Consider the following 19932-nt stretch of genomic DNA (forward strand, 5'->3'; position numbering starts at 1 on the left):
GGTGGTCGATGTCGACCCGGATGTTCTCCGATGATCAGTTGGAGCGGTTGCGCTCGTTCCCGGACATCGGCCGGGACGATCTGATCAGGTACTTCACCCTGACGCCCGCCGACGTCGCCTTCATCGATCCGGGTCGTGGCCGAGGCGCTGGAGATCGCCTCGGGCTTGCCGTCCAGCTCGCCACTTTGCCCTGGCTGGGGTTCGTGCCGGATGAGGTGAGCTCGGCGCCACCGGTGGCGGTGGCGCGGTTGGCCGAGCGGCTGGGCGTGGATCCGGCCGTTCTCGCCGAGTACGGCCAGCGGGAGCAGACACGCAGCGATCATCTGCGGTTGGTGTCCGGCTATCTGGGGTGGAAGAGCGCCCCGGCTGAGAGCACGGCGATGAAGGAGCTGGAGCAGTTCCTGTTGGACCGGGCGATGGAACACGACTCACCGACGCTGCTGTTCAACCTGGCCACCGAGTACCTGATGGCGGCCAAGACGATCCGGCCGGGCGTGACCACGCTGGCCAAGATGGTGGCCACCGCCCGGACCAGCGCCACCGCGCCGACCTGGGAGAAGGTGGCGCACCTGCTGACCGGCCAGCTGCGCGCGGATCTGGACCGGTTGCTGGTGTATGACGCCGGGCTGAAGATGACCCGGCTGGCCTGGCTGATCAAGGCGGCCACCGACGCCAGCGCGACCTCGGTGAAGACCGCCATCGACAAACTCACCTACCTGCGCACCATGGACGCCCACACCCTGGATGTGTCGGGCCTGGCCGCCGAACGTCGCCGCTTCCTGGCCTCGGTGGGCCGCCGCTCGACCAACCAGGCGCTGGAACGCCGCGATGAGCGTCGTCGCTATCCGATCTTGCTGGCGGTGGTCACGCAGTCCGCGATGGACCAGGTCGACGAGGTGGTGATGCTGTTCGACCAGGCGGTCTCCGCCCGGGAGTCGCGGGCCAAGTCCAAGACGGATGAGGCCTTGATCGAGCGGGCCAAGGCAGGTGAGGCCCGCCAGCTGCTCCTGGACGTGATCTTGCCGGTGCTCGCCGATCCGTCCATCCCGGACGAGCAGATCGGCGGCCTGCTGCGCAATACGATCGGGATGAGCAAGCTGCGTGAGGTCGTCTCGGAGGGCTGGAAGAAGCTGCCCCGCGATCATGGGCGGCTGTCGGCGCTGCACGCCTCCTACACCTACCTGCGCCAGTTCACCCCGCTGGTGCTGGCGGCGATCGACTTCAAGGGCGGGACCGGCACCGCGGAGCTGATGGAGGCGGTGGCCATCGTGAAGCGGCTGAACGAGAGCGGCGCCCGCAAGGTGCCCGAGGGCGCCCCGACCTCGTTCGTGCCGACCCGGTACGCCGAATACCTGGCCAAGGCGCGCAAGGACGGCGACGAGACCGCCTACCGCCACTATTGGGAGCTCTGTGTCGTGCTGGCGCTGCGGGACGGGCTGCGCTCGGGGGACGTGTTCGTGCCGGGCTCGCGCCGCTACGCGGACCCGGCCACCTACCTGTACACGCCCGAGCAGTGGTCGCCGCGGCGGGCCGAGTTCTGCAAGCTGGTCGGCAAGCCGAGCGACGCGGCCGAGGCGATCGAACAGGGCAAGGAGGAACTGCACGCCGCGCTGGCCGACCTGGATGCCACGCTGGCCCAGGCGCTGCCGGACGACACCGGCGCGGTCCGGCTCGACGACGACGACAAGCTGGTGATCCCGCCGCTGTCGGCCGAGGACGTGCCAGGCGAGGCCAAGGAGCTGAAGGTCGAGCTGGCCGGGATGCTGCCCTTCGCGCCGATCGCCTCGCTGCTGATCGAGCTGGACGTGCGCACCGGGTTCCTGGACTGCTTCACCCACGCCGGCGGCCGCAAGCAATCCCGCTCGGTCGATCTCAAGCGCAACATCCTCAGCGTCTTGATCGCCAACGCCACGAATCTGGGGTTGGCCAGGATGTCGGAGGCCTGCGGCATCCCGTATGACGTGCTGCGCTGGACGCAGGAGTGGTACGTGCGGGAGGAGACGCTGCGCGAGGCCAACACCCGCATTGTCAACCACCATCACGGGCTGGAGTTGTCGCAGGTCTTCGGCGGCGGCACCATGTCCTCCTCCGACGGGCAGCGGTTCCCCGTTCGCGGCAAATCCACCACCGCCCGGGACATGACCATCCACGGCGGCCAGGTGCTGTCCAGCTACACGCACGTGTCCGACCAGCACTCCACCTTCGGCACAAAGATCATCGTCCCGAACGCGCGCGAGGCGCACTTCGTGCTGGACGACTTCCTGGGCAACGCCACCGATCTGCCCCTGTTCGAGCACGCGACCGATACCCACGGCGTCACTTTGATCAACTTTGCCCTGTTCGATCTGGTGGGCAAGCTGCTCTCCCCACGCATCCGCGACCTCCGCAAGATCACTCTCATCCGGGACGAGACGCCCACGGAGACGGCCAAGCGCTATCCGCACGCCGGCCCGCTGCTGAGCGCCCGCTGGAACGAAGACCTCATCACTGAATGCTGGCCGGACCTGCTGCGGATGGCCGGGTCGCTGAAGTACGGCCAGGCGACCGCCTCGCTGGTGGTGGGCAAGTGGTCGGCCGCCTCCCGGCAGAACACCCTGGCCGCGGCTTTGAAGGAGTGGGGCATGCTGCGCCGTACGCTGCACGCGGCGAAGTATCTGTCGGACCCGGCCTATCGCCGGAAGATCGCCCGCCAGCTAAACAAGGGCGAGAGCCTGCACGCGCTGCGCCGCGACCTGCACTACGCCCAGCAGGGCGCCGTTACCAAGCCGGCCCTGGTCGACCAGACCGACCAGGCATGGTGTTTGACCGTTTTGACCAACTCTGTCATCACCTGGACGACCGAGTACTACTCGCTCGCCGTGCGGCAACTGCGGGCAGCCGGCCGAGACGTTCCCGACGAGTTGCTGGCCCACATCTCCCCGGCGCACAGCGACAACATCAACTTCTTCGGCGTCATCGACGTGGATGTCGAGGCGGAACTGGCCAAGCTCGACACCAGCGGCTGGCGGCCGCTGCGGCCCGCGCAACTGCGCGAGCTGGGGCTGACGCCCTGACAGGCCCTGCGCCGCGCTCCCATGAGGGGAGACGGCGCAGGCGGTTGATCTAAGGAGTGGCCGACGCCGTGCGCGGGCCACCCCTCGTGCACAGGCCTGGTCTGGGTGACCATGACCCTGCTAGGTGGTGCCGGCACGTAGGAAGATCCGGCCAACGTCGCGCAGGTAGTGGCGGAACTCGGGGGGATCGATGACGTCGAATTTCGCGCCCACCGCGGCCAGGATGAGCACCGGCCAGTCGAAGGCGTCTACCTGCAGGCGTAGGTGGCAGGAGTGGTCGTCGACGGGTTCGACGTGGCCACCGGTGACGGCGACGACCGGCTCCACCGTGCCGGCCGGGGCGTGGAGGAGGATGGTGATGTCGTACCGGGTGGGACGGGCGCCGAGCCGATCGGCGACGTAGGCGGCGGCGTCGGCGGCGGGCAGATCGCGCGGGCGGAAGCGGGCTCCGGTGGCGGCCGGGCCGGTGAGCCGGTCCAGGCGGAAGATGCGCCAGTCCGCGCGGTCGAGGTCCCAGGCGACCAGATACCAGCGACGCTTGAGCGAGACGAGCCGGTGCGGCTCGACCAGCCGGGCGGCCGGTTCGCCGGATGGGGTGGCGTAAGTGAAGGTGAGCCGTTCGTCATCGCGGCAGGCCTGGGCGATCACGGTGAGCGTGGCGGCGTCGGCCTGAGGGCCGCCCGTCGGCGCGGTGACCGTATAGGCCCGCAGGGCGTCCACGCGGCGGCGCAGCCGGGGCGGCATCACCTGAATGACCTTGGTCAGGGCGCGCACCGAGGTCTCCTCAATGCCCTCGACGGTGCCGCCGGCGGCGGTGCGCAGGCCGACAGCGATGGCGACGGCCTCCTCGTCGTCGAGCAGCAGGGGCGGCATCGCGGTGCCGGACCTGAGTTGGTAGCCGCCGGCGGTGCCGCGGCCAGAGTGGACCGGGTAGCCGAGCTCGCGCAGCCGGTCGATGTCGCGGCGCAGGGTACGTTCGCTGACGGCGAGCCGGTCGGCCAGTTCCAGGCCGGGCCAGTGGCGGTGGGTCTGCAGCAGGGACAGCAATCGCAGCATGCGCGCGCTCGTGTTCGCCATGCCTCCAAGTTCCCTCACCTTCTGGTCAGAAAGTGACCGGAAGACACTCTAGCGTTGCTCTCGTGAACGACACAGCGGAAGGAACGCACATGAAGATCCTGGTGACCGGGGCGACGGGGATCGTCGGCCGCCACGTGGTGGACCAGCTCGTGCGGGCGGGCACCGAGGTGCGGGCGCTGACCCGCAACCCCGCGGCGGCCAAACTGCCGCCGCAGGTGGAGGTCGTCCAGGGCGACCTCACCGAGCCCGCGAGCGTGGCCGCCGCGCTGGACGGCGTGGAGCGCATGTACCTGTTCTCCGTGGAGCAGAGCGCGCGCGAGGTCGTCGCGCTGGCCAAGCAGGCGGGCGTACGGCGCATCGTGGTGTTGTCGGCGGCGTCGGTGACCGCCGGCCTGCACACCAGCGGGGTGGAGCAGGCGGTGGAGGAGTCCGGGCTGGAATGGACGCATGTGCGGCCGTGCGCCTTCATGACGAACATGCTGCAGATCTGGGCGCCGTCCATCCGGACTGAGCGGGTGGTGCGCTACCCGTTCGCGGACGAGCCGATGAACCTGATCCACGAGGCCGACATCGCCGCAGTCGCCGTCACCGCGCTGCTGCAGGACGGCCATCACGGCAAGGCGTACACCTTGACCGGGCCCGGCCTGGTCACCGTGCGCGAGCAGGTCGCGGCGATCGGCGTGGCACTGGGTGAAGAAGTCCGCTACGAGGAGGTCACCCGCGAGCGCGCCCGTGAGCTGATGAAGGCGCAGGGCGGGTTCGCCGCCGCGTCGGCCGACCTCATGCTGGGCTTCGTCGAGTACGGCGGCGACGACCCCGACGGCGGCGGCTACGCCGACCAGGATTGGTCGGCGCTGATGCGGGTCTGGCCGGACGTGGAGCAGGTCACCGGACGCCCCCCGCGCAACTACGCCGAATGGGCCCGCGACCATGTCGCGGACTTCCGCTGACCGTCACCGACCTGCCTGGGCGTCCTGACCGCCTCGAACGGGACGCCCCACCTCCGCACAGTATGGGGAACCCATCACATGACCGACGCCCTGACACTGCCGGCGACACCATCGGCGACACCGCCCGCGGCGGCACCCACGTCCTACCGGTGGCGGTGGCCGGCTCTGGCGATCATCCTCACCGGTTCGGTGATGGAAATGCTGGACTCCACCGTCACCAGCATCGCCGGCCCGACCATCCGGGCCGACCTCGGTGGCGGCACCTCCCTGATCCAATGGCTCGGGGTGGCCTACACCCTGGCCATGACCGCCGGCCTGCTGGTCGGCGGCAGGCTCGGCGACATCGCCGGCCGCAAACGCATGTTCCTCATCGGCGCCGGCGGCTTCGTTGCCGGCTCCCTGCTGTGCGCGATCACGACCGGGCCGGAGATGGTGATCGCCGCTCGCGCGATGCAGGGCCTGTTCGGGGCCTGCATGATCCCCCAGGGGCTCGGCATGCTGAAGGAGATGTTCCCGCCCCGGGAACTGCAGGCAGCCTTCGGTGCGATGGGCCCGGTCATGGGGCTGTCGGCGGTGGGCGGCCCCACCCTGGCGGGGTGGCTGGTCGACGCCGACTTCCTCGGCACCGGCTGGCGCATGATCTTCCTGATCAACCTGCCCATCGGTCTAGCGACCCTGATCGCCGCGATCACGTTCCTGCCCGCTGGCCGCCCGGCCCGAGGAGTCCGGCTCGACCTGCCCGGCGCGCTCCTCGCCTCGTGCGGAGCACTGCTGCTGATCTTCCCGCTGGTTCAAGGCCGCGAGTACGGCTGGCCCGGCTGGACCTTCGCGATGATGACGGCCTCCGTCGCGGTGTTCACCGCCTTCGGATGGCACGAGGTCCGCAAGAGCCGCAGTGGCGGCGACCCGCTGATCCTGCCCAGCCTGTTCCGCAAGCGAGCCTTCCTCGGTGGTATGGCCACCGGAACGATCTACTTTGCCGCCTTCTCCGGGTTCGGCCTGGTCTTCAACCTGCATCTGCAGCTCGGCCTCGGCTTCAGCCCGCTGCGGGCCGCCGTGGCGGGCATACCGCTGTCGGTCGGCATGGTCGTCGGCATGGGCGTGGTCCAGGCGGTCATGCGTCATGGCCGAAATGTTCTGCACGCCGGAGCCGTGACGATGACGGCCGGGGTCCTGGCCCTGGTGCCGGTGCTCGGCTCGGAGGCCGGATTCTGGCAGCTCGCTCCGGCCCTGCTCGTCACCGGGCTGGGATCTGGGCTGATCATGGGGCCCTACTTCGACATCGTGCTGGCCGGTGTCGAACCGCACGAGACCGGCTCGGCCTCCGGCACGCTCACCACCTTGCAACAGGTCGGCGGCGCGCTGGGAACAGCCGTACTCGGGACTGTGTTCTTCAGCGGGCTCAGCGCCGGGCCCACCGCAGTCGCCGACACGTTGTGGATCGTTGCCGCGATGATCGCGCTGACCTTCCTGGTCGGCTTCCTGCTGCCCAGAAAGGCCCGCGAGGCAGAAACCGCCCTGTGACCGCGATGTGACACAGAACTTGCATTATCCGTCACACAGACGGCTGTCGGGCCTCATCCGCCCAGCTCGGTGTTCGCCGCCGTGACGGCGACTCGGCTACATTATGTGTCACATCACGTGCGAGATCGTCTGCCCGGAGGACGTCCGTGTCCGTCGTGTCCTTCCCCGGCCCACCGGCACCGGCCGCCGGGCCCTCGCCCACCTCACCGAAGACGGCGCCGCTGACGGCTGCGGTCGAGCGCTTCCTGGAGTCGGTGCAGGCGGCCACCACCCGCACCGGCTACGCCGAGACCCTGGTCCGCCTGACCGCCGTGGCCGGCCCGGGGTATCCGGTCGCCGCGCTGACGCCCGAGCAGTACGCCGCGGTGATGGACCGCTGGAACACCGCGGCCGCCGCCACCTGGAACCGGCACCTGTCCGCGCTGGTCTCCTTCACCACCTGGGCCCAGCGCCAGGACCTCCTCGCGACCAACCCCGGCCGGCGCCTGGAGCGGCGCAAGCCCGCCCGGCGCGGTGACCGCGCCATCCCGGCCGCCCGGCTGGACAAGCTGTTCACCGACCCCGCGCACCCCCTGCGCGAACGGGTGCTGTGGCGGCTGCTGTACGACACGGCCGCCCGCGCAGAGGAGATCCTCAGCCTCAACGTCGAGGACCTCGACCTGGAGTTCCGCCGCGCCCGGGTCGTCTCCAAGGGCGGCGCCCTCGAGTACGTGCACTGGGCCACCGCCACCGCCCGGCTGCTGCCCCGCCTGCTGGCCGGCCGCACCGCCGGGCCGGTGTTCCTGGCCGACCGGCGCGCCCCCACGTCCGGATCTCGCACGCCCGCGCGCGGGGACATCTGCCCGATCACCGGGCGGGGGCGGCTGTCCTACCCGCGCGCCGAGTACCTGTTCAAGACCGCCTCCGCCGACCTGGACCCGCACCGGCAGGGATGGACCTTGCACCAGCTCCGGCACAGCGCCCTGCAGCATCTTGCGCAGGCCGGACGGACCGCCCCGGAGTTGCAGGCCAAGAGCCGCCACCAGCACCTGGCCAGCCTCGGCCGCTACGTCCGCCTCGGAGAGGAGACCTCCGCACGCATCACCGCCGAAGCCGACCCCGCCCAGCGCCGCCGTCCCCGCTGACCTCGCGCGCTGGAGCGAACGCGATCAGGAGGACTCCCACACCAGCAGCACCTGATCATCGCCAGTGTCAAGCTCGACCCGGTACCCGGCCTTGCGCAGGTCCTCGGAGTACTGGGCGAGCTCCTGCGCGGACGCCTCGGCGTCGCCGGCGCACGCGACCTGGAACGGCCTTCCGTCGCCGCCGCCCTCGACGACGAACCCACCGTGGCGCTCGCTGAACTCTCGACGCCCCGCCTTGCGCAGCACCGTCCGGAGGACCTCAGCGTCCCGGTCCCGCGCCGTCCACAACGGGCGACCGCCCGCGCCGTATCCGAACTCCGGCTTGTCGTCGCTCATGGTCAACACCGTAAGCGAATCGAGACCTCAGTCATAGAGGTCCGTATCAGTCCAGTTCAGAGGCTACTTCGTTGGAAATTTCTTCATTGCTACCGGAACCCCGGGCTGGAGGCCGCCCGCGCCCGGGGCCGCACCGGCGGTCAGAAACCCAAGCTCGGCCCCCGCCAGGTACAGCTCGCGCGGGAGATGTACGACTCCGGCGACTACACCGTCGCCCAGATCGCCGACGAGTTCGGCGTCACCCGCCCCACCATCTACCGCCACCTCACCAAGGCCTGACGCCACACAGGTCCGCGCCCAAGCCGCAGCATTGTTGATCTTGTGTTGCGGCTTTTGGGCTCACCTTGGCTGGACCCCCCTTGGACTCAATCATCTAGTGCGCGATCCTGCGGAGATCGAACGCTTTCAGCAGGTGCTGCGGCCCTGGGTAGCTGAGCACATGGATTACGTGATCCGCGTCAGGCCGAAGATCATCACTGGTGTCGAACTTGTCCAGGGTCTTTAGTCATCACCTGCGGCCAGTGTCGAGGCGAGTCGTTGGAGCAGGCCGGCAAGCTGGGTTTGCTCGTCCCGGCTGAGCCCGGCCAGGAGCCGGCGCTGGTTGTCCAGGTGGATGGCGATGAGCTCGTCGGTCAGTTCGACGCCCTCGGCGGTAAGGGTGATGAGACGTCCGCGCGAATCGGTCTCGGCGACGGATCTGCTGACCAGGCCGCGGGCTTCGAGTCGGTCGACCCGCTTGGTGATCGCGCCGGTGGTGACCAGGACGGTGCGACTGAGCTCGCCCGCAGACAGCGTGTAGGGCGCCCCTGACCGTCGAAGCGCCGCAAGCACGTCGAAGTCGCCGTTGCCCAGATCTGCGGCGCCGAAGGGCGAGCGTAGCCGTTGGTCAAGCGCATCGGTGAGCCGGAAGAGCCGGCCGATGACGAGCATCGGGGTCGCGTCCAGATCGGGTCGCTGGTGTTTCCACTGTTCGACGATGGTGGCGATGGGGTCGGCCTGCATGGAAGACATTATATCTTCTACGGAAGATATAATGTCTTCCATGGAAGATATTCATGCTTCTCAGGCCGCCGTGTCGGTTGTCTGCTACTTCGACTCCACCTGCCCCTTCGCCTGGGTCACCTCCCGGTGGCTGCTCGAAGTCGAACGACTTCAGCCGATCGACCTGAACTTCCGGATCATGAGCCTGTCGGTGCTCAACGAGCACCGTGAACTCGAGCCCTGGTATCGCGAGTTCAATGACCGGGCCTGGGGCCCGGCCCGGGTGTGTGCGGCCGCTGAAGCCCTTCACGGCACTGCGATCCTGCGCGACCTGTACACCGCGCTCGGCAGCCGCATCCACCTGGAGCGCAATAAGGACTACGACGCGGTCATCACCGAGTCCCTCGACGAACTGGGATTGCCCGCATCCCTGGCCAAGGCCGCTTACACCGACGAGTTCGACGCGGCCCTGCGCGCCAGCCACCAGGCCGGGCAGGAAACGGTCGGTGAGGAGGTCGGCACACCCGTCGTCGCCGTGGATGGCGCGGCCTTCTTCGGCCCCGTCCTCACCTCCATCCCGAAAGGCCAGGAGGCGATCCGGCTGTTCCAGGCCGTCTGGACCCTAGCCGGCATGGGAGCGTTCGCCGAGCTGAAGCGGGGACGCGGTGCGCTCGACTTCCGCTGAAGGCAGCATGCGCACCCGCCGCCGCCTCATCGCCGCCAGCCTGGTCGGCTCGATCGGCGACGGCATCTACGTGCCGCTGACGATGCTGTTCATCGGTTCGCTCACCGGCCTGTCGCTGACCTCGATCGGCGCGGGTCTGACCGTTGCCGGGCTGTGCGCCCTGTCGTTCATGCCGGTCGTGGGCGTCCTCATCGACCGGTTCGGCGGTCGGCGAGTGGTCATCGGCGCGCTGGCGTTGCGGGCGGCCGGTTTCGCCGCCTACCCGTTCGCCGACTCCTACCCCGCGTTCCTGGCGGTCGCCCTGGTGGTCGCGGTGGGGATGTGGGCTTCCTCGCCCAGCCAGCACGCTCTCATCGGTGAGATCGCCGAAGGCGCCGAGCGTGACCGGTTGCTGGCGTGGGACCGCAGCCTGCGCAACGGCGGTATGGGATTTGGCAGCCTGGCGGCGGCGGGCCTGCTGGCGGTCAACGGCAGCGCCGGGTTTGTCGGTGCCGCGGTGGTGTTGGCCGTGGTCTTCGCCATCGCCGCGGTGCTGGTGGCCCGGATCCCGGCCGTCCGCGGCGGCACCAGGCGGCCGGAGGAGATACGGGAGGGGTATCGGCGGGTGCTCGCCGACCGGCCCTACCTGCTCCTCACGGCCGCCAACTTCCTGATCGCCTTCGGCTACACCACCCAGGCCATCGCCTTGCCGATCTTCCTCGCCCGCGACGTCGGCATCCCCGACGCCCTGGCCGGTGCCGTGTTCGCGGTCAACACCGCTCTGGTCGCCGTGCTCGGTGTCCCGGTCGCCCGCCTGACCATGCGCGGCAGGCGCACCCGCGGGGCCGCGCTCGGCGCGGTCATCTTCGCGCTCTCCTTCGCCGCCTTCGCCGCCCTTCCCCAGCTCATCAGCGGCGCGCACGCCATCGTCGCGGTCTTGGCGGTCGCGGTGCTTTACACCGCCGGCGAGCTCGTCCACTCCGCGCCCTCGCAGGGCCTGTCGGTCCAGGCCGCCCCCGATCACCTGCGGGGACGGTACCTGTCGATCTACCAGCTGTCCTGGTCGCTTTGCCGCACCATCGCGCCCCTGCTGCTGGGATTCCTGCTCGAGGCCGGGCCGTGGCAGCTGTGGACGGTGCTGGCAGTGATGGTCTTGGTCGGCGCGGCGGTCCTGCTGCACGCCGAGCGCGGGCTGCCGGCACACGCGGTCAGCACCCGCGACATCACCACCACCGCTCCCGAGAAGGTCATGACCTGATGGCCGAAAGCCTGCGCGACCTGTTGCGCTCCCTTCCGGTCTTCCCCGCCGACCTGCCGACCTTCGACACCGCGACGGCTCCGCACGACCCGGTGACCTTGTTCATGCGATGGCTGAAGGAGGCGATCGAGCAACAGGTTCCCGGCCCGCACGCCGTGACGTCGTCCACCGCCGACACTGGCGGGCGTCCCGCATCCCGCGTCCTCCTCTGCAAGGACGTCAGCGAGCACGGCCAGTGGTACTTCGCCTCGAACGCCGGCAGCGCCAAAGGCCGCCAGCTGGCCGGCACCTCACCCATCACGCGCGCCTCGGGCAAGAAGAAGGGCGCGCGGTCAACGCGCCCCACCTGGTCGCCCTCGTCCGCGCCGGGGCCGTCTTCAGCAATGGCAAGCTCCTCGAACGCCCCGACGACCTGGCCGCCCGACCCATCTCTCCGCCCCGACAGGAGCACACAATGAACAACACCATCGACAAGATCGCCTGGATCCACCTGGACAACGGCAGGATCCTCAGCACCCGGTCACGAGGCAAGAACGTCTACTACCTCCCCGGCGGCAAACGCGAACCTGGCGAAACCGACCTCGACACCCTCACCCGCGAGATCGACGAGGAACTGTCCATCGCCATCATCCCCACCACCGCCACCCACGTGGGCACCTATCAAGCCCAAGCACACGGCCACGCCGAAGGCGCCACGGTACAGATGACCTGCTACACCGCCGACCATCGCGGAACACCGGCACCCAGCAGCGAGATCGAAGAAATCGCCTGGCTGACCTACGCCGACCGCGCCCGGGTATCCCCCGTTGACCAGATCATCTTCGACCACCTACACCAGACCGGACAACTTCACTGACCCGAACCCATCCACAGGTATTGATCATTGCTCGTCTGGGCTCCGCCAGCGCCTCTGGCCGTGAGCGCGGCCTCGCCGTACGGTTCTGAACTACTCCCCACAGACCCGCGGCAGGACCACGCGGGAGACCCACGTGAGCAATGAGGCCCTCGCAAAGTCGACGGGAACAACAATCAGCAGGTCGTCGGGGCCCAGGAGGTGGCTGACGATCCGGAGCGCCGACATCACCGGACTGATCAACACCATCCTGCCGACAGTCCCCCTTACTGCTCACAAGCGGCACAGGCGCGACGCCCCCGGCCTCGCACACTCTCATGCCCAACGTCACCTCACGTACGGACCAAGGTTGCTGTGTTCCGTCCTCACGCGGGTTCCGGTCTGGCCTCCTGGCGACCCGGTGGCGCAGGGAGTTGGCCGAGGCGCAGGGCCTTGGTCGCCGCCGCGTCGACGGGGGCGCGGCAGTGGGCGCACACCGTCAGAGGTCGCAGGACCGCGCCGCAGTCGTGTTCGAGAACCGTGGGCGACTCTCCTTGGGTGACATAGCGATCGCCCCAGTCCATGAGGGTGAGCAGCACGCCGTGCAGGGCCCGGCCGGACTCGGTCAGGACGTACTCGTGGCGCGGCGGGTGGGTTTCGTAGAGCCGCTTCTCCAAAAGCCCGACCTCGACGAGTTTGCGCAGCCGCGTGGCGAGGATGTCGCGGCTCGCGCCGGTGTTACGAGCGATCTGATCAAAGCGCCGCACGCCGAACATGACCTCGCGGACGGCCAGCAGACTCCATCGCTCGCCGACGACCGCCAGCGCGTTGGCGATCGAGCATGCACGGGGACGGGATGACATGGCCGGGTGCCTCCTCGGAGTGAGTCGGGCAGAGCTTTGGTCACAGCAAGGCTAGTTCGAATATCCAACTTACCTGCTCTATAGTGAGTTGGATATTCCAACTAACTATCATTTGGAGCGCAACATGCAAGATCAGGGCATGGATCTCCGAGGCTGCACCGCCCTGGTGACGGGCGCCAACCGCGGGCTCGGCAGGGCCTTCGCGCTGGCGCTGCTGGAACGGGGCGCGAGCAAGGTCTACGCCGGCGCCCGCGATCCCGGCTCCGTCGCCGACCAGCGACTCGTCCCGGTGGAGCTCGACATCACCGACCCGGCCTCGGTGGCGGCGGTGGCCGAGCGCTGCGGCGACGTCACACTGTTGATCAACAATGCCGGTATCGGGCTGCGCGGCGGCCTGATCGCGGCGCCCTCACTCGAGGCGGCGCGCGCCGAGATGGAGACCAACTTCTTCGGCACGCTGGCCATGTGCCGCGCCTTCGCTCCCGTCCTCGGTCGCAACGGCGGCGGCACGATCGTGAACATGCTGTCCGTGCTGTCGTGGGCCACCCTGCCGGGGGCGGCCTCGTACGCCGCCTCCAAGGCCGCCACCTGGTCGCTGACCAACGGCATCCGCCTGGAACTGCGCGAGCAGGGCACCCTGGTGGTCGGCGTGCACGCCGCGTTCATCGACACCGACATGGCCGCCGGGATCGCGCTGCCCAAGACGGCCCCGGCCGAGGTGGCGGCCCAGGCTCTCGACGCCATCGAGCAGGGAAGCCACGAAGTCCTCGCCGATCACCTCACCCGGCAGACCAAGGGCGCACTCTCCTCGGCCGGCTTCGGCCTGCCCGCCGCCTGACCCGCACGACATCGAACGAAGGAAGCGCAGTGAAAGCAGTCCGCATCCACCGGCGCGGCGGCCACGACAGCCTCGTGTTCGAAGAGGCCCCGACCCCGCACACCGCGACCGGCGACGTGCTGGTCAAGGTGCACGCTGCCAGCTTCGCCCCCGACGAGTTGGCCTGGCCGGGCACGTGGGTCGACCGTGCGGGGCGAGATCGTGCCCCTTCCGTCCCCGCGCACGAACTGGCTGGCGTCGTCAGCGAGGTTCGGTACGGCACCAGCGGCCTGAACGTCGGCGACCGGGTGTTCGGGCTCACCGACTGGCACCGCGACGGCGCCGCTGCGGAATACGCGGCCGTCGAGGCGCGCAACCTGGCGCCCATGCCGAACTCGCTCGACTTCGAGCAGGCGGCGGCCCTTCCGCTGGCAGGTCTGACCGCCTGGCAGGGCCTGTTCACGCACGGCGGCCTGCGGACCGGGCAGCGCGTCGTCGTCCATGGCGCTGCAGGAGGGACGGGCAGCCTCGCCGTCCAACTCGCCCGCTCAGCGGGGGGCCACGTCATCGCCACCGGCCGGGGCAACGCCGCCGACCTTGCCCAGGAACTGGGTGCCCACACCTTCATCGACCTCGAACGCGATTCACTGGAAGATGCCGCGGAGCAGGTGGACCTGGTCTTCGACACCGTCGGAGGTGACCTGCTGGCCCGCTCGGCAAACCTGGTCAAGCCGGGCGGCGCCCTCGTCTCGATCACCGCACCCCCACTGGTGACTCCCGTCGGCGGCCGCGCGGTCTTCTTCATCGTCGAACCCGACCGCGCCCAACTGGCCGAACTCGCCCGGCTCGCGGACACCGGCGGACTGAGGCCCCACGTCGGTGCCATCTATCCGCTGGCCGAAGCCGCCAAGGCCTTCGCCGCCAAGCGGCACGGGGTGCCTGGCAAGGTCGTGCTCCGAGTCTGATCAGCCGGGGAGCCATCCCCATATGGAGGAGATGACTCCCCACCGCCAAGGTCGAGCCGAACCCCGGTCATCGCTACGGCACCACCACTGCCGGTTTCTAGAGGTCACGGTAGTAACGGCGCAGGAAACAACGGATATGCAGGTCAGCAGCCCGTCTTCCAGGCTGTGCTCAAAGGCCCTTACGGGGGCTCCGACCTGCATATCCGTCGAAAATTTCCCCAGTACTACCGGGACCCCGGATGTGAATAAGACGGCCTCGCGCACCAGCAGCACCTCATCATCGTCAGGGTCGGGCTCGACGCGATAGCCAGCCTTGAGCAGGGCGCCTGAGTATCGGGCGAGCTCCTGCGCGGGCACCTCGGCGTCGTCGGCGCAGGCTACCTGGAACGGTCTTCCGTCGCCGCCACCCGCGACGACGAGCCCACCGTGGCGCTCGCTGAACTCCCGCCGCCCCGCCTTGCGTAACACCGCCCGGATGACCTCAGCGGGTCCCGCGCCGTACCCGAACCCCGGCTTGTCGTCGCTCACAGCCCACCGTAAACGCACTGAGCCTTCAGTCTGAGCGTCCTGCATCAGTGCAGGTCAGGCAAATCCGTTGGAAATTTCCCCAGGACTACAACGAGGCCTGCAGGCAAGGACCGCCCGGGTGCGGCGCGACGGCGACGAGGTGGAGATCCCTGTCACGGAGATGATGACAGGCGACACGGTGATCGTGCGGCCCGGCGAGAAGGTCCCGGTCGACGGTGTGATCATCGAAGGTCGTTCGACTCTGGACGAGTCTATGGTGACCGGCGAGTCCATCCCGGTAGAGAGGAGCCCGTGCGCGCTCGGGCTCGCCACCCCGCTGTCAATCATGGTGGGCACTGGCAAGGGGGCCCAGTCCGGCATCCTGATCCGCGACGCGGAGGCGCTGGAAACCGCGCACAAGCTCAACGCGATCGTCCTGGACAAAACAGGCACCATCACGCGCGGGCAGCCCGCCCTCACCGACGTCGCGCCCACCGGTGACTGGTCGGCCGACGAAGTGCTGCGTCTGGCGGCGTCGGCCGAACATTCCTCTGAGTATCCCCTTGGCCAGGCTGTAGTCCGCGGGGCGCTCGAACGCGGCCTGGCACTCACCGACCCCTTGGACTTCGACTCGATCACCGGCAGGGGCATCACGGCGGTGGTCGGCGAACACCGCGTGCTCGTAGGTGGCGCCCGCCTGCTCTCCGCCTCTGGTATGCACATCTCCGGCATGGAAGAGATCACCGGCCGGTTCGCCCACGGACCGTAACCGAGTGGATGTGTTTGGTACGGCCGGAATCGCCGATATGTTCGATGCCGGTCGAAGGACCCCTCTCGCCAGGACCTTGACGGCCCGGAACTCCTATAGCTCCGGCGAGCCGCCACTCAGTTGATCAATGGGTACGGCGGCGGGGTGCCAGGACGTCGGTGACCTTGGCGATGGCCTCAGCACCGGGTTTGACGTAGCGCATGGCGGTGCGGGGGTTCTTGTGCCGGGTCTTGCCCATGATGAGCTGCAGCGGGACTTCGGCCTCGCCGAGGTGAGGCGCGGCGGACTTGCTCGATGGTAGCGATCTCTTGCTCAATCCCGCTCTCCTCAGAGGAGAGGCGGAAGCAGCGCCTGAGAGTGATCGCGTGACGGCTATGCTCGCAGCAGCCTGTATCCGGAAGTGGTGAGGCACTGACCGACGCCGTGAGGTATCCGTGGCCAGTAATGCACTATTCGGCCGCCGTGCCGAGCTCGAACAGCTGTCTGGCTTTCTCGACGCGGCTCGGCGGCATGGCGACGCGCGGCTGATGTGGGGTGACCCCGGCATCGGCAAGTCCGCTCTCATGGCCGCTGCGGCCGAGCTGGCAGTCACGGCGGGGATGCGCGTGCTGCGAGCGTCCGGGTCCGAGTTCGAAGCCGACGTCAGTTACTCCTGCCTCAATCAGCTGCTCCTGCCGGTGGAAGCCGACATCCAGCACCTGCCGCCGCAGCTTCGAGAGGCATTGTCGGTGGCGTTGGGGTTCGGCGTCGGCGCGCCCACAGACGCGCTCCTGGTCTGCAACGCCGCGCTCCTGCTCGTCAAGAGGGTCGCCGCTGAGACACCGCTCGCCCTTCTGGTGGACGACGTTCAATGGATCGACCGGGCCAGCGCCGTCGTGCTGGGATTCGTTGCCCGCCGGCTGCAGGGGGTCGGGGCCGCGCTGCTGTTCTCCGCCAGGACGGGCGCAGTGAGCTCCGCGGCGCCGCGCGGGTTGACCGAGATGGCCGTCCAGCCCTTGGATCGAGCGGCGGCAGGGCAACTGGTCGACGTCCACTTCCCGGACATGCCGGTACAGATCAGGAATCGGCTGCTCGACCTGGCCCAGGGCAATCCGCTGGCCTTGACGGAACTGCCTTCGACGTTGCTGGGCGCGATGCATCCCACGGTGGCGCACTCGGAGGTGGTCCCGCTCAGCGACCGGCTCCAGGCGATGTTCGCCGCGCGGATCGCCGATCTGCCGACATCGACCCGGAGAATGCTGTTGCTGGCCACGTTCGAGGGCACCGGCGACGTCCGGGTGCTCAGGGCTGCCTTGGCGGATGAGGCCGGGCTGTCCGACCTGGCCCCCGCCGAGCGGGCGCAGCTGGTTCGCGTGGACGACGCCACGGCGCGGATCGCCTTCCGGCACCCGCTGATCAGGTCGGCGATCGTGGCGGAGTCCACGCACGAAGAGCGCCGGACCGCACATGTCGCCCTCGCCAGTGCCCTGATGGGTGACCAGGAACGTCGTGCGTGGCACCTGGCCGCAGCCGCCGTTGGCCCGGATGAGACGGTGGCGGCGCTGCTGGAGGGCTCGGCGCATCGCATCATGCTGCGCGGTGACGCGTTGGCCGCGGTCGCCGCGCTGATCCGGGCGGCCGAGTTGAGCGTGACGAGTGCCGATCGGGGGCGTCGGCTGTCCGAGGCCGCATATATCGGCGCCGAGGCGAGCGGGGCCATCGACGACGCGAAGACGCTCCTGAGCGACGCGCGGCGGGCAGTTCCGGATTCCACCGGCTCGCTTCACGCGGCCAACGCGGCCGCGTTCCTGATGCTCAACGGGGACGGCGACGTCGCCACCGCCCACCGGCTCCTGGTCGGCGCCATCGAGACCGCGGAGCACGGCTACCGGGCCGAGGATCCCGCGCTCGTCGAGGCCATGCACACGTTGATGCTGTTGTCCTGGTACGGTAGCGCCCCGGAGTACTGGGAGCCGTTCTATCGGGCGTTGGAACGGCTGGAGCCGCGACCGCCCGACGTGTTGTCGCTGGCGAGCAGGACCTTCCCCGACCCGGTCCGCACGGGGGCGTCGGCGCTGGCGAGCAGCCAGCGCATTCTCGACACCCTGCCGGACGAGACCGACCCCACGCGGATCATTCGGGTCGGCACGGCCTCGGTCTATCTGGACCGCCTGGGTGATTGCCGCGAGTCCTCCTGGCGGCTGGTCCAGCAGGGACGGGAGGGCGGCGCGCCCCGCCGGCACCTCGGCGCCCTCATGCACCTGTGCCTGGACGACTACCTCGTCGGCCGATGGGACGAGGCCGAGGAACTCGCCCGTGAGGGACAGCAGGTCTGCGACACCAGCGGCTTCTCCTTCTTCGCCTGGTATTTCCGGTACAACAGCGCGATCCTCGCCGCCGGACGGGGACGCTTCGACGAGGCGTACGCGCTCGCCGACGAGATCACCCACTGGGCGCTCCCGCGCGGCGTGACGGCCGCGGCGCTGTTCGCCCAGCATCCTCGTACCCTCGCGGCGCTGGGACAGGGAGATTTCGGCGCCGCCTTCCACCACGCCGCCGCGATGAGCCCGCCCGGCGCGCTCGCCTCGTACGTGCCTCACTGCACGTGGGTCATGTTCGACCTCGTCGAGGCGGCTGTGCGGACCGGGCGGATGGCCGAGGCCAGGGCGCACGTCGAGGCGATGCGGGCCGCCGGCGTGGCCGCGTTGTCGACGCGGATGACGCTGATCCAAGCGGCGGCGGAGTTCCTCGTGTCCGACAACGACGGGACGAGGGCGCGGCTGGAGTCGCTATTGTCGGGCCACGCGGCGGAACGGTGGCTGTGGGACGCCTCCCGCGTCCGGCTCGTCCTCGGCGAGAGGCTGCGTCGTGACAGGTCGGCGTCGCAGGCGCGCCGGCACCTGCTCGTCGCGCGCGACGGATTCGCCGCGATGGCCGCCGGGCCCTGGGTCGAGCGTGCACGGAACGAGCTACACGCCGCCGGACACCGGACGGCCGAGACCTCGACAGGCGGCCCGGCCGCCCTGACCGCGCAGGAGTTGCAGATCGCCGAGCTGGCGGCGAGCGGCCTGACCAACAAACAGATCGCCGAGCGGCTGTACCTCTCGCACCGGACGGTGGGCGCGCACCTGTACCGCATCTTCCCCAAGCTCGGCGTAGCCTCCCGCGCCGGGCTCAGGGATGCTCTCTCCCCGGACTCCGAAGCCCCGCGCTGAGCTCGTCGGCCTGTGCCTCCTTCTCCTCCAGCAGCCGCTCCAGCAGGCGCCGGGTGGTGGGGTCGTCGGCCCCGACCCAGCGCACCGCCTCCTGCAACGACTGGACGAGGATCCGCGCCCCCACGAGGTCCTGCGTCACGATGCCGGTGAGATCGCCGTCCTGGAACGTCTGGAAGGTGACGCGCGACCGCGCCGGCAGGTGCCTTGGGTCGTGGTCGGCGGTGAACCCGAGCTGGGCGATGCGGGTCGCGAGCAGCCGCGCGCCGGCGCGGTCACGGTCGGCGCAGCCGTGGAGGAACTCCGCGACCGCCCGGTGTGACGGCCCGCGGACGAGCAGGGCGTGCTGCTCGTACTGCAACGAGGACACGACCGTGCTGGCCAGCAACACGTTCAGCAGGTGTGCGACCGCTTTCAGCTCGGCCCGGTTCGACGGTGTGACCGCACCGTCGTCCGGGTCGAACAGGGCCCGGTCCCGGACCTCCCGCATGCGCAGGACGGCCGGCGGCTCTGGATGACTCGTCACGTGTCGATGGTCGGGCACACGCCCGAGCCGCGCATCTGTCAAATGACCTAACCGCATCAGCGGTTAGGTCATCGGCCGCCATGGGCGCTCAAGGCGGGAGTCGGATGACTGATGTGGCACGGCACGGGCGGCGCCGACAGTGGGCTGCGACAGATCCACCCGTGAGGAGTGATCCCATGACCATCGGCCACGGCTTCCACGCCGCCATGACCGCGCAGCCGGGCCGGGGCGACGACCTGGTCGCCGCCCTGCTCGACGCGCCGTCCCTGCCGAACGACGACTGCCGTGTCTTCCTGGTCGGCCGCTCGGCCGGCGACCCGGACACCGTTTACGTCACCGAGGGCTGGGTCAGCCAGGAGGCCCACGCCCGGTTCTTCGCGACCGAGCAGGCCCAGACGTTCGCCGTCGCCCTCCAGTCGCTGCTGGCCGGGCAGGCGCGGTACGCCGACGAGATTCCCGTCGGTGGCAAGGCCGCCCTGTGAACGAGGAGACCAC

The 19932-nt window shown here is 69.4% G+C and carries 20 protein-coding genes and 1 pseudogene; 14 read left to right on the top strand and 7 right to left on the bottom strand.

Going from position 1 to position 19932, the window contains the following annotated elements; translation table 11 throughout:
• The first annotated feature begins 8 nt into the window (after positions 1 to 8).
• Complete coding sequence (locus ACFY2X_RS44580; RefSeq protein ID WP_389950706.1) at positions 9 to 3053, top strand: Tn3 family transposase; 3045 nt, start codon at positions 9 to 11, stop codon at positions 3051 to 3053.
• Positions 3054 to 3173: 120 nt separating this feature from the next.
• Here ACFY2X_RS44580 and ACFY2X_RS44585 read toward each other — a convergent pair whose 3' ends face one another.
• A complete protein-coding gene (locus tag ACFY2X_RS44585; RefSeq protein ID WP_389950708.1) occupies positions 3174 to 4130 on the bottom strand; it encodes a helix-turn-helix transcriptional regulator in 957 nt (318 codons plus the stop codon).
• A gap of 62 nt (positions 4131 to 4192) precedes the next feature.
• Between ACFY2X_RS44585 and ACFY2X_RS44590 the strand changes: the two genes are divergently transcribed.
• The 3 genes from ACFY2X_RS44590 to ACFY2X_RS44600 all read left to right on the top strand — a co-directional run bounded on the left by ACFY2X_RS44590 (position 4193) and on the right by ACFY2X_RS44600 (position 7728).
• Positions 4193 to 5080: an NAD(P)H-binding protein gene (locus tag ACFY2X_RS44590; protein ID WP_389950711.1), complete on the top strand. Its 888-nt coding sequence runs from the start codon at positions 4193 to 4195 to the stop codon at positions 5078 to 5080.
• 78 nt (positions 5081 to 5158) lie between these two features.
• Complete coding sequence (locus ACFY2X_RS44595; protein ID WP_389950714.1) at positions 5159 to 6604, top strand: MFS transporter; 1446 nt, start codon at positions 5159 to 5161, stop codon at positions 6602 to 6604.
• A 146-nt stretch (positions 6605 to 6750) separates the two neighbouring features.
• Positions 6751 to 7728: a tyrosine-type recombinase/integrase gene (locus ACFY2X_RS44600; protein ID WP_389950717.1), complete on the top strand. Its 978-nt coding sequence runs from the start codon at positions 6751 to 6753 to the stop codon at positions 7726 to 7728.
• Between the two features lie 24 nt (positions 7729 to 7752).
• Here ACFY2X_RS44600 and ACFY2X_RS44605 read toward each other — a convergent pair whose 3' ends face one another.
• A complete protein-coding gene (locus ACFY2X_RS44605; RefSeq protein ID WP_389950786.1) occupies positions 7753 to 8064 on the bottom strand; it encodes a hypothetical protein in 312 nt (103 codons plus the stop codon).
• A gap of 105 nt (positions 8065 to 8169) precedes the next feature.
• Here ACFY2X_RS44605 and ACFY2X_RS44610 point away from each other — a divergent pair, with 105 nt between their 5' ends.
• Positions 8170 to 8343, top strand: coding sequence for a helix-turn-helix domain-containing protein (locus tag ACFY2X_RS44610; protein ID WP_389950780.1), 174 nt, complete (start codon positions 8170 to 8172; stop codon positions 8341 to 8343).
• A gap of 222 nt (positions 8344 to 8565) precedes the next feature.
• Here ACFY2X_RS44610 and ACFY2X_RS44615 read toward each other — a convergent pair whose 3' ends face one another.
• The gene (locus ACFY2X_RS44615; RefSeq protein WP_389950719.1) at positions 8566 to 9066 is read right to left on the bottom strand and encodes a MarR family winged helix-turn-helix transcriptional regulator; all 501 of its coding nucleotides are present in this window, start codon (positions 9064 to 9066) and stop codon (positions 8566 to 8568) included.
• A 40-nt stretch (positions 9067 to 9106) separates the two neighbouring features.
• On the opposite strand from ACFY2X_RS44615, the gene ACFY2X_RS44620 reads away from it, so the two are divergent.
• The 4 genes and pseudogenes from ACFY2X_RS44620 (at position 9107) to ACFY2X_RS44635 (ending at position 11823) form a co-directional block, all read left to right on the top strand.
• On the top strand, positions 9107 to 9730 hold the full coding sequence (locus ACFY2X_RS44620; RefSeq protein WP_389950722.1) for a disulfide bond formation protein DsbA: 624 nt from the start codon (positions 9107 to 9109) through the stop codon (positions 9728 to 9730).
• Between the two features lie 7 nt (positions 9731 to 9737).
• Positions 9738 to 10967 (top strand): MFS transporter, encoded by a 1230-nt coding sequence (locus tag ACFY2X_RS44625; RefSeq protein WP_389950725.1) that lies wholly within the window; start codon positions 9738 to 9740, stop codon positions 10965 to 10967.
• Between the two features lie 104 nt (positions 10968 to 11071).
• A pseudogene (locus tag ACFY2X_RS44630) lies at positions 11072 to 11239 on the top strand (pyridoxamine 5'-phosphate oxidase family protein); the annotation flags it as partial.
• Between the two features lie 182 nt (positions 11240 to 11421).
• The gene (locus ACFY2X_RS44635; protein ID WP_389950783.1) at positions 11422 to 11823 is read left to right on the top strand and encodes an NUDIX domain-containing protein; all 402 of its coding nucleotides are present in this window, start codon (positions 11422 to 11424) and stop codon (positions 11821 to 11823) included.
• Between the two features lie 362 nt (positions 11824 to 12185).
• Here ACFY2X_RS44635 and ACFY2X_RS44640 read toward each other — a convergent pair whose 3' ends face one another.
• Entirely contained in the window at positions 12186 to 12662 is a 477-nt protein-coding gene (locus ACFY2X_RS44640; RefSeq protein ID WP_389950727.1) for a winged helix-turn-helix transcriptional regulator, read from the bottom strand.
• A 139-nt stretch (positions 12663 to 12801) separates the two neighbouring features.
• Between ACFY2X_RS44640 and ACFY2X_RS44645 the strand changes: the two genes are divergently transcribed.
• Positions 12802 to 13500, top strand: coding sequence for an SDR family oxidoreductase (locus ACFY2X_RS44645; RefSeq protein WP_389950729.1), 699 nt, complete (start codon positions 12802 to 12804; stop codon positions 13498 to 13500).
• A gap of 29 nt (positions 13501 to 13529) precedes the next feature.
• Entirely contained in the window at positions 13530 to 14444 is a 915-nt protein-coding gene (locus tag ACFY2X_RS44650; protein ID WP_389950731.1) for an NADP-dependent oxidoreductase, read from the top strand.
• Here ACFY2X_RS44650 and ACFY2X_RS44655 read toward each other — a convergent pair whose 3' ends face one another.
• Positions 14445 to 14972, bottom strand: coding sequence for a hypothetical protein (locus ACFY2X_RS44655; RefSeq protein WP_389950733.1), 528 nt, complete (start codon positions 14970 to 14972; stop codon positions 14445 to 14447). It lies immediately after the preceding gene.
• Between the two features lie 67 nt (positions 14973 to 15039).
• On the opposite strand from ACFY2X_RS44655, the gene ACFY2X_RS44660 reads away from it, so the two are divergent.
• Complete coding sequence (locus tag ACFY2X_RS44660) at positions 15040 to 15720, top strand: hypothetical protein (RefSeq protein ID WP_389950736.1); 681 nt, start codon at positions 15040 to 15042, stop codon at positions 15718 to 15720.
• Positions 15721 to 15844: 124 nt separating this feature from the next.
• Here ACFY2X_RS44660 and ACFY2X_RS44665 read toward each other — a convergent pair whose 3' ends face one another.
• Positions 15845 to 16036: a hypothetical protein gene (locus ACFY2X_RS44665; RefSeq protein ID WP_389950738.1), complete on the bottom strand. Its 192-nt coding sequence runs from the start codon at positions 16034 to 16036 to the stop codon at positions 15845 to 15847.
• A 118-nt stretch (positions 16037 to 16154) separates the two neighbouring features.
• Between ACFY2X_RS44665 and ACFY2X_RS44670 the strand changes: the two genes are divergently transcribed.
• Positions 16155 to 18914, top strand: a complete 2760-nt coding sequence (locus ACFY2X_RS44670) for an AAA family ATPase (protein WP_389950740.1) — start codon at positions 16155 to 16157, stop codon at positions 18912 to 18914.
• On the opposite strand, the gene ACFY2X_RS44675 is transcribed toward ACFY2X_RS44670, so the two are convergent.
• Positions 18874 to 19437: a ferritin-like domain-containing protein gene (locus ACFY2X_RS44675; RefSeq protein ID WP_389950742.1), complete on the bottom strand. Its 564-nt coding sequence runs from the start codon at positions 19435 to 19437 to the stop codon at positions 18874 to 18876. The genes ACFY2X_RS44670 and ACFY2X_RS44675 overlap by 41 nt on opposite strands.
• Positions 19438 to 19613: 176 nt before the next feature.
• Here ACFY2X_RS44675 and ACFY2X_RS44680 point away from each other — a divergent pair, with 176 nt between their 5' ends.
• A complete protein-coding gene (locus ACFY2X_RS44680) occupies positions 19614 to 19919 on the top strand; it encodes a putative quinol monooxygenase (protein WP_389950744.1) in 306 nt (101 codons plus the stop codon).
• Positions 19920 to 19932: the final 13 nt, after the last annotated feature.

It is taken from the genome of Streptosporangium sp. NPDC000396, assembly GCF_042898655.1.
Lineage (GTDB): Bacteria > Actinomycetota > Actinomycetes > Streptosporangiales > Streptosporangiaceae > Streptosporangium.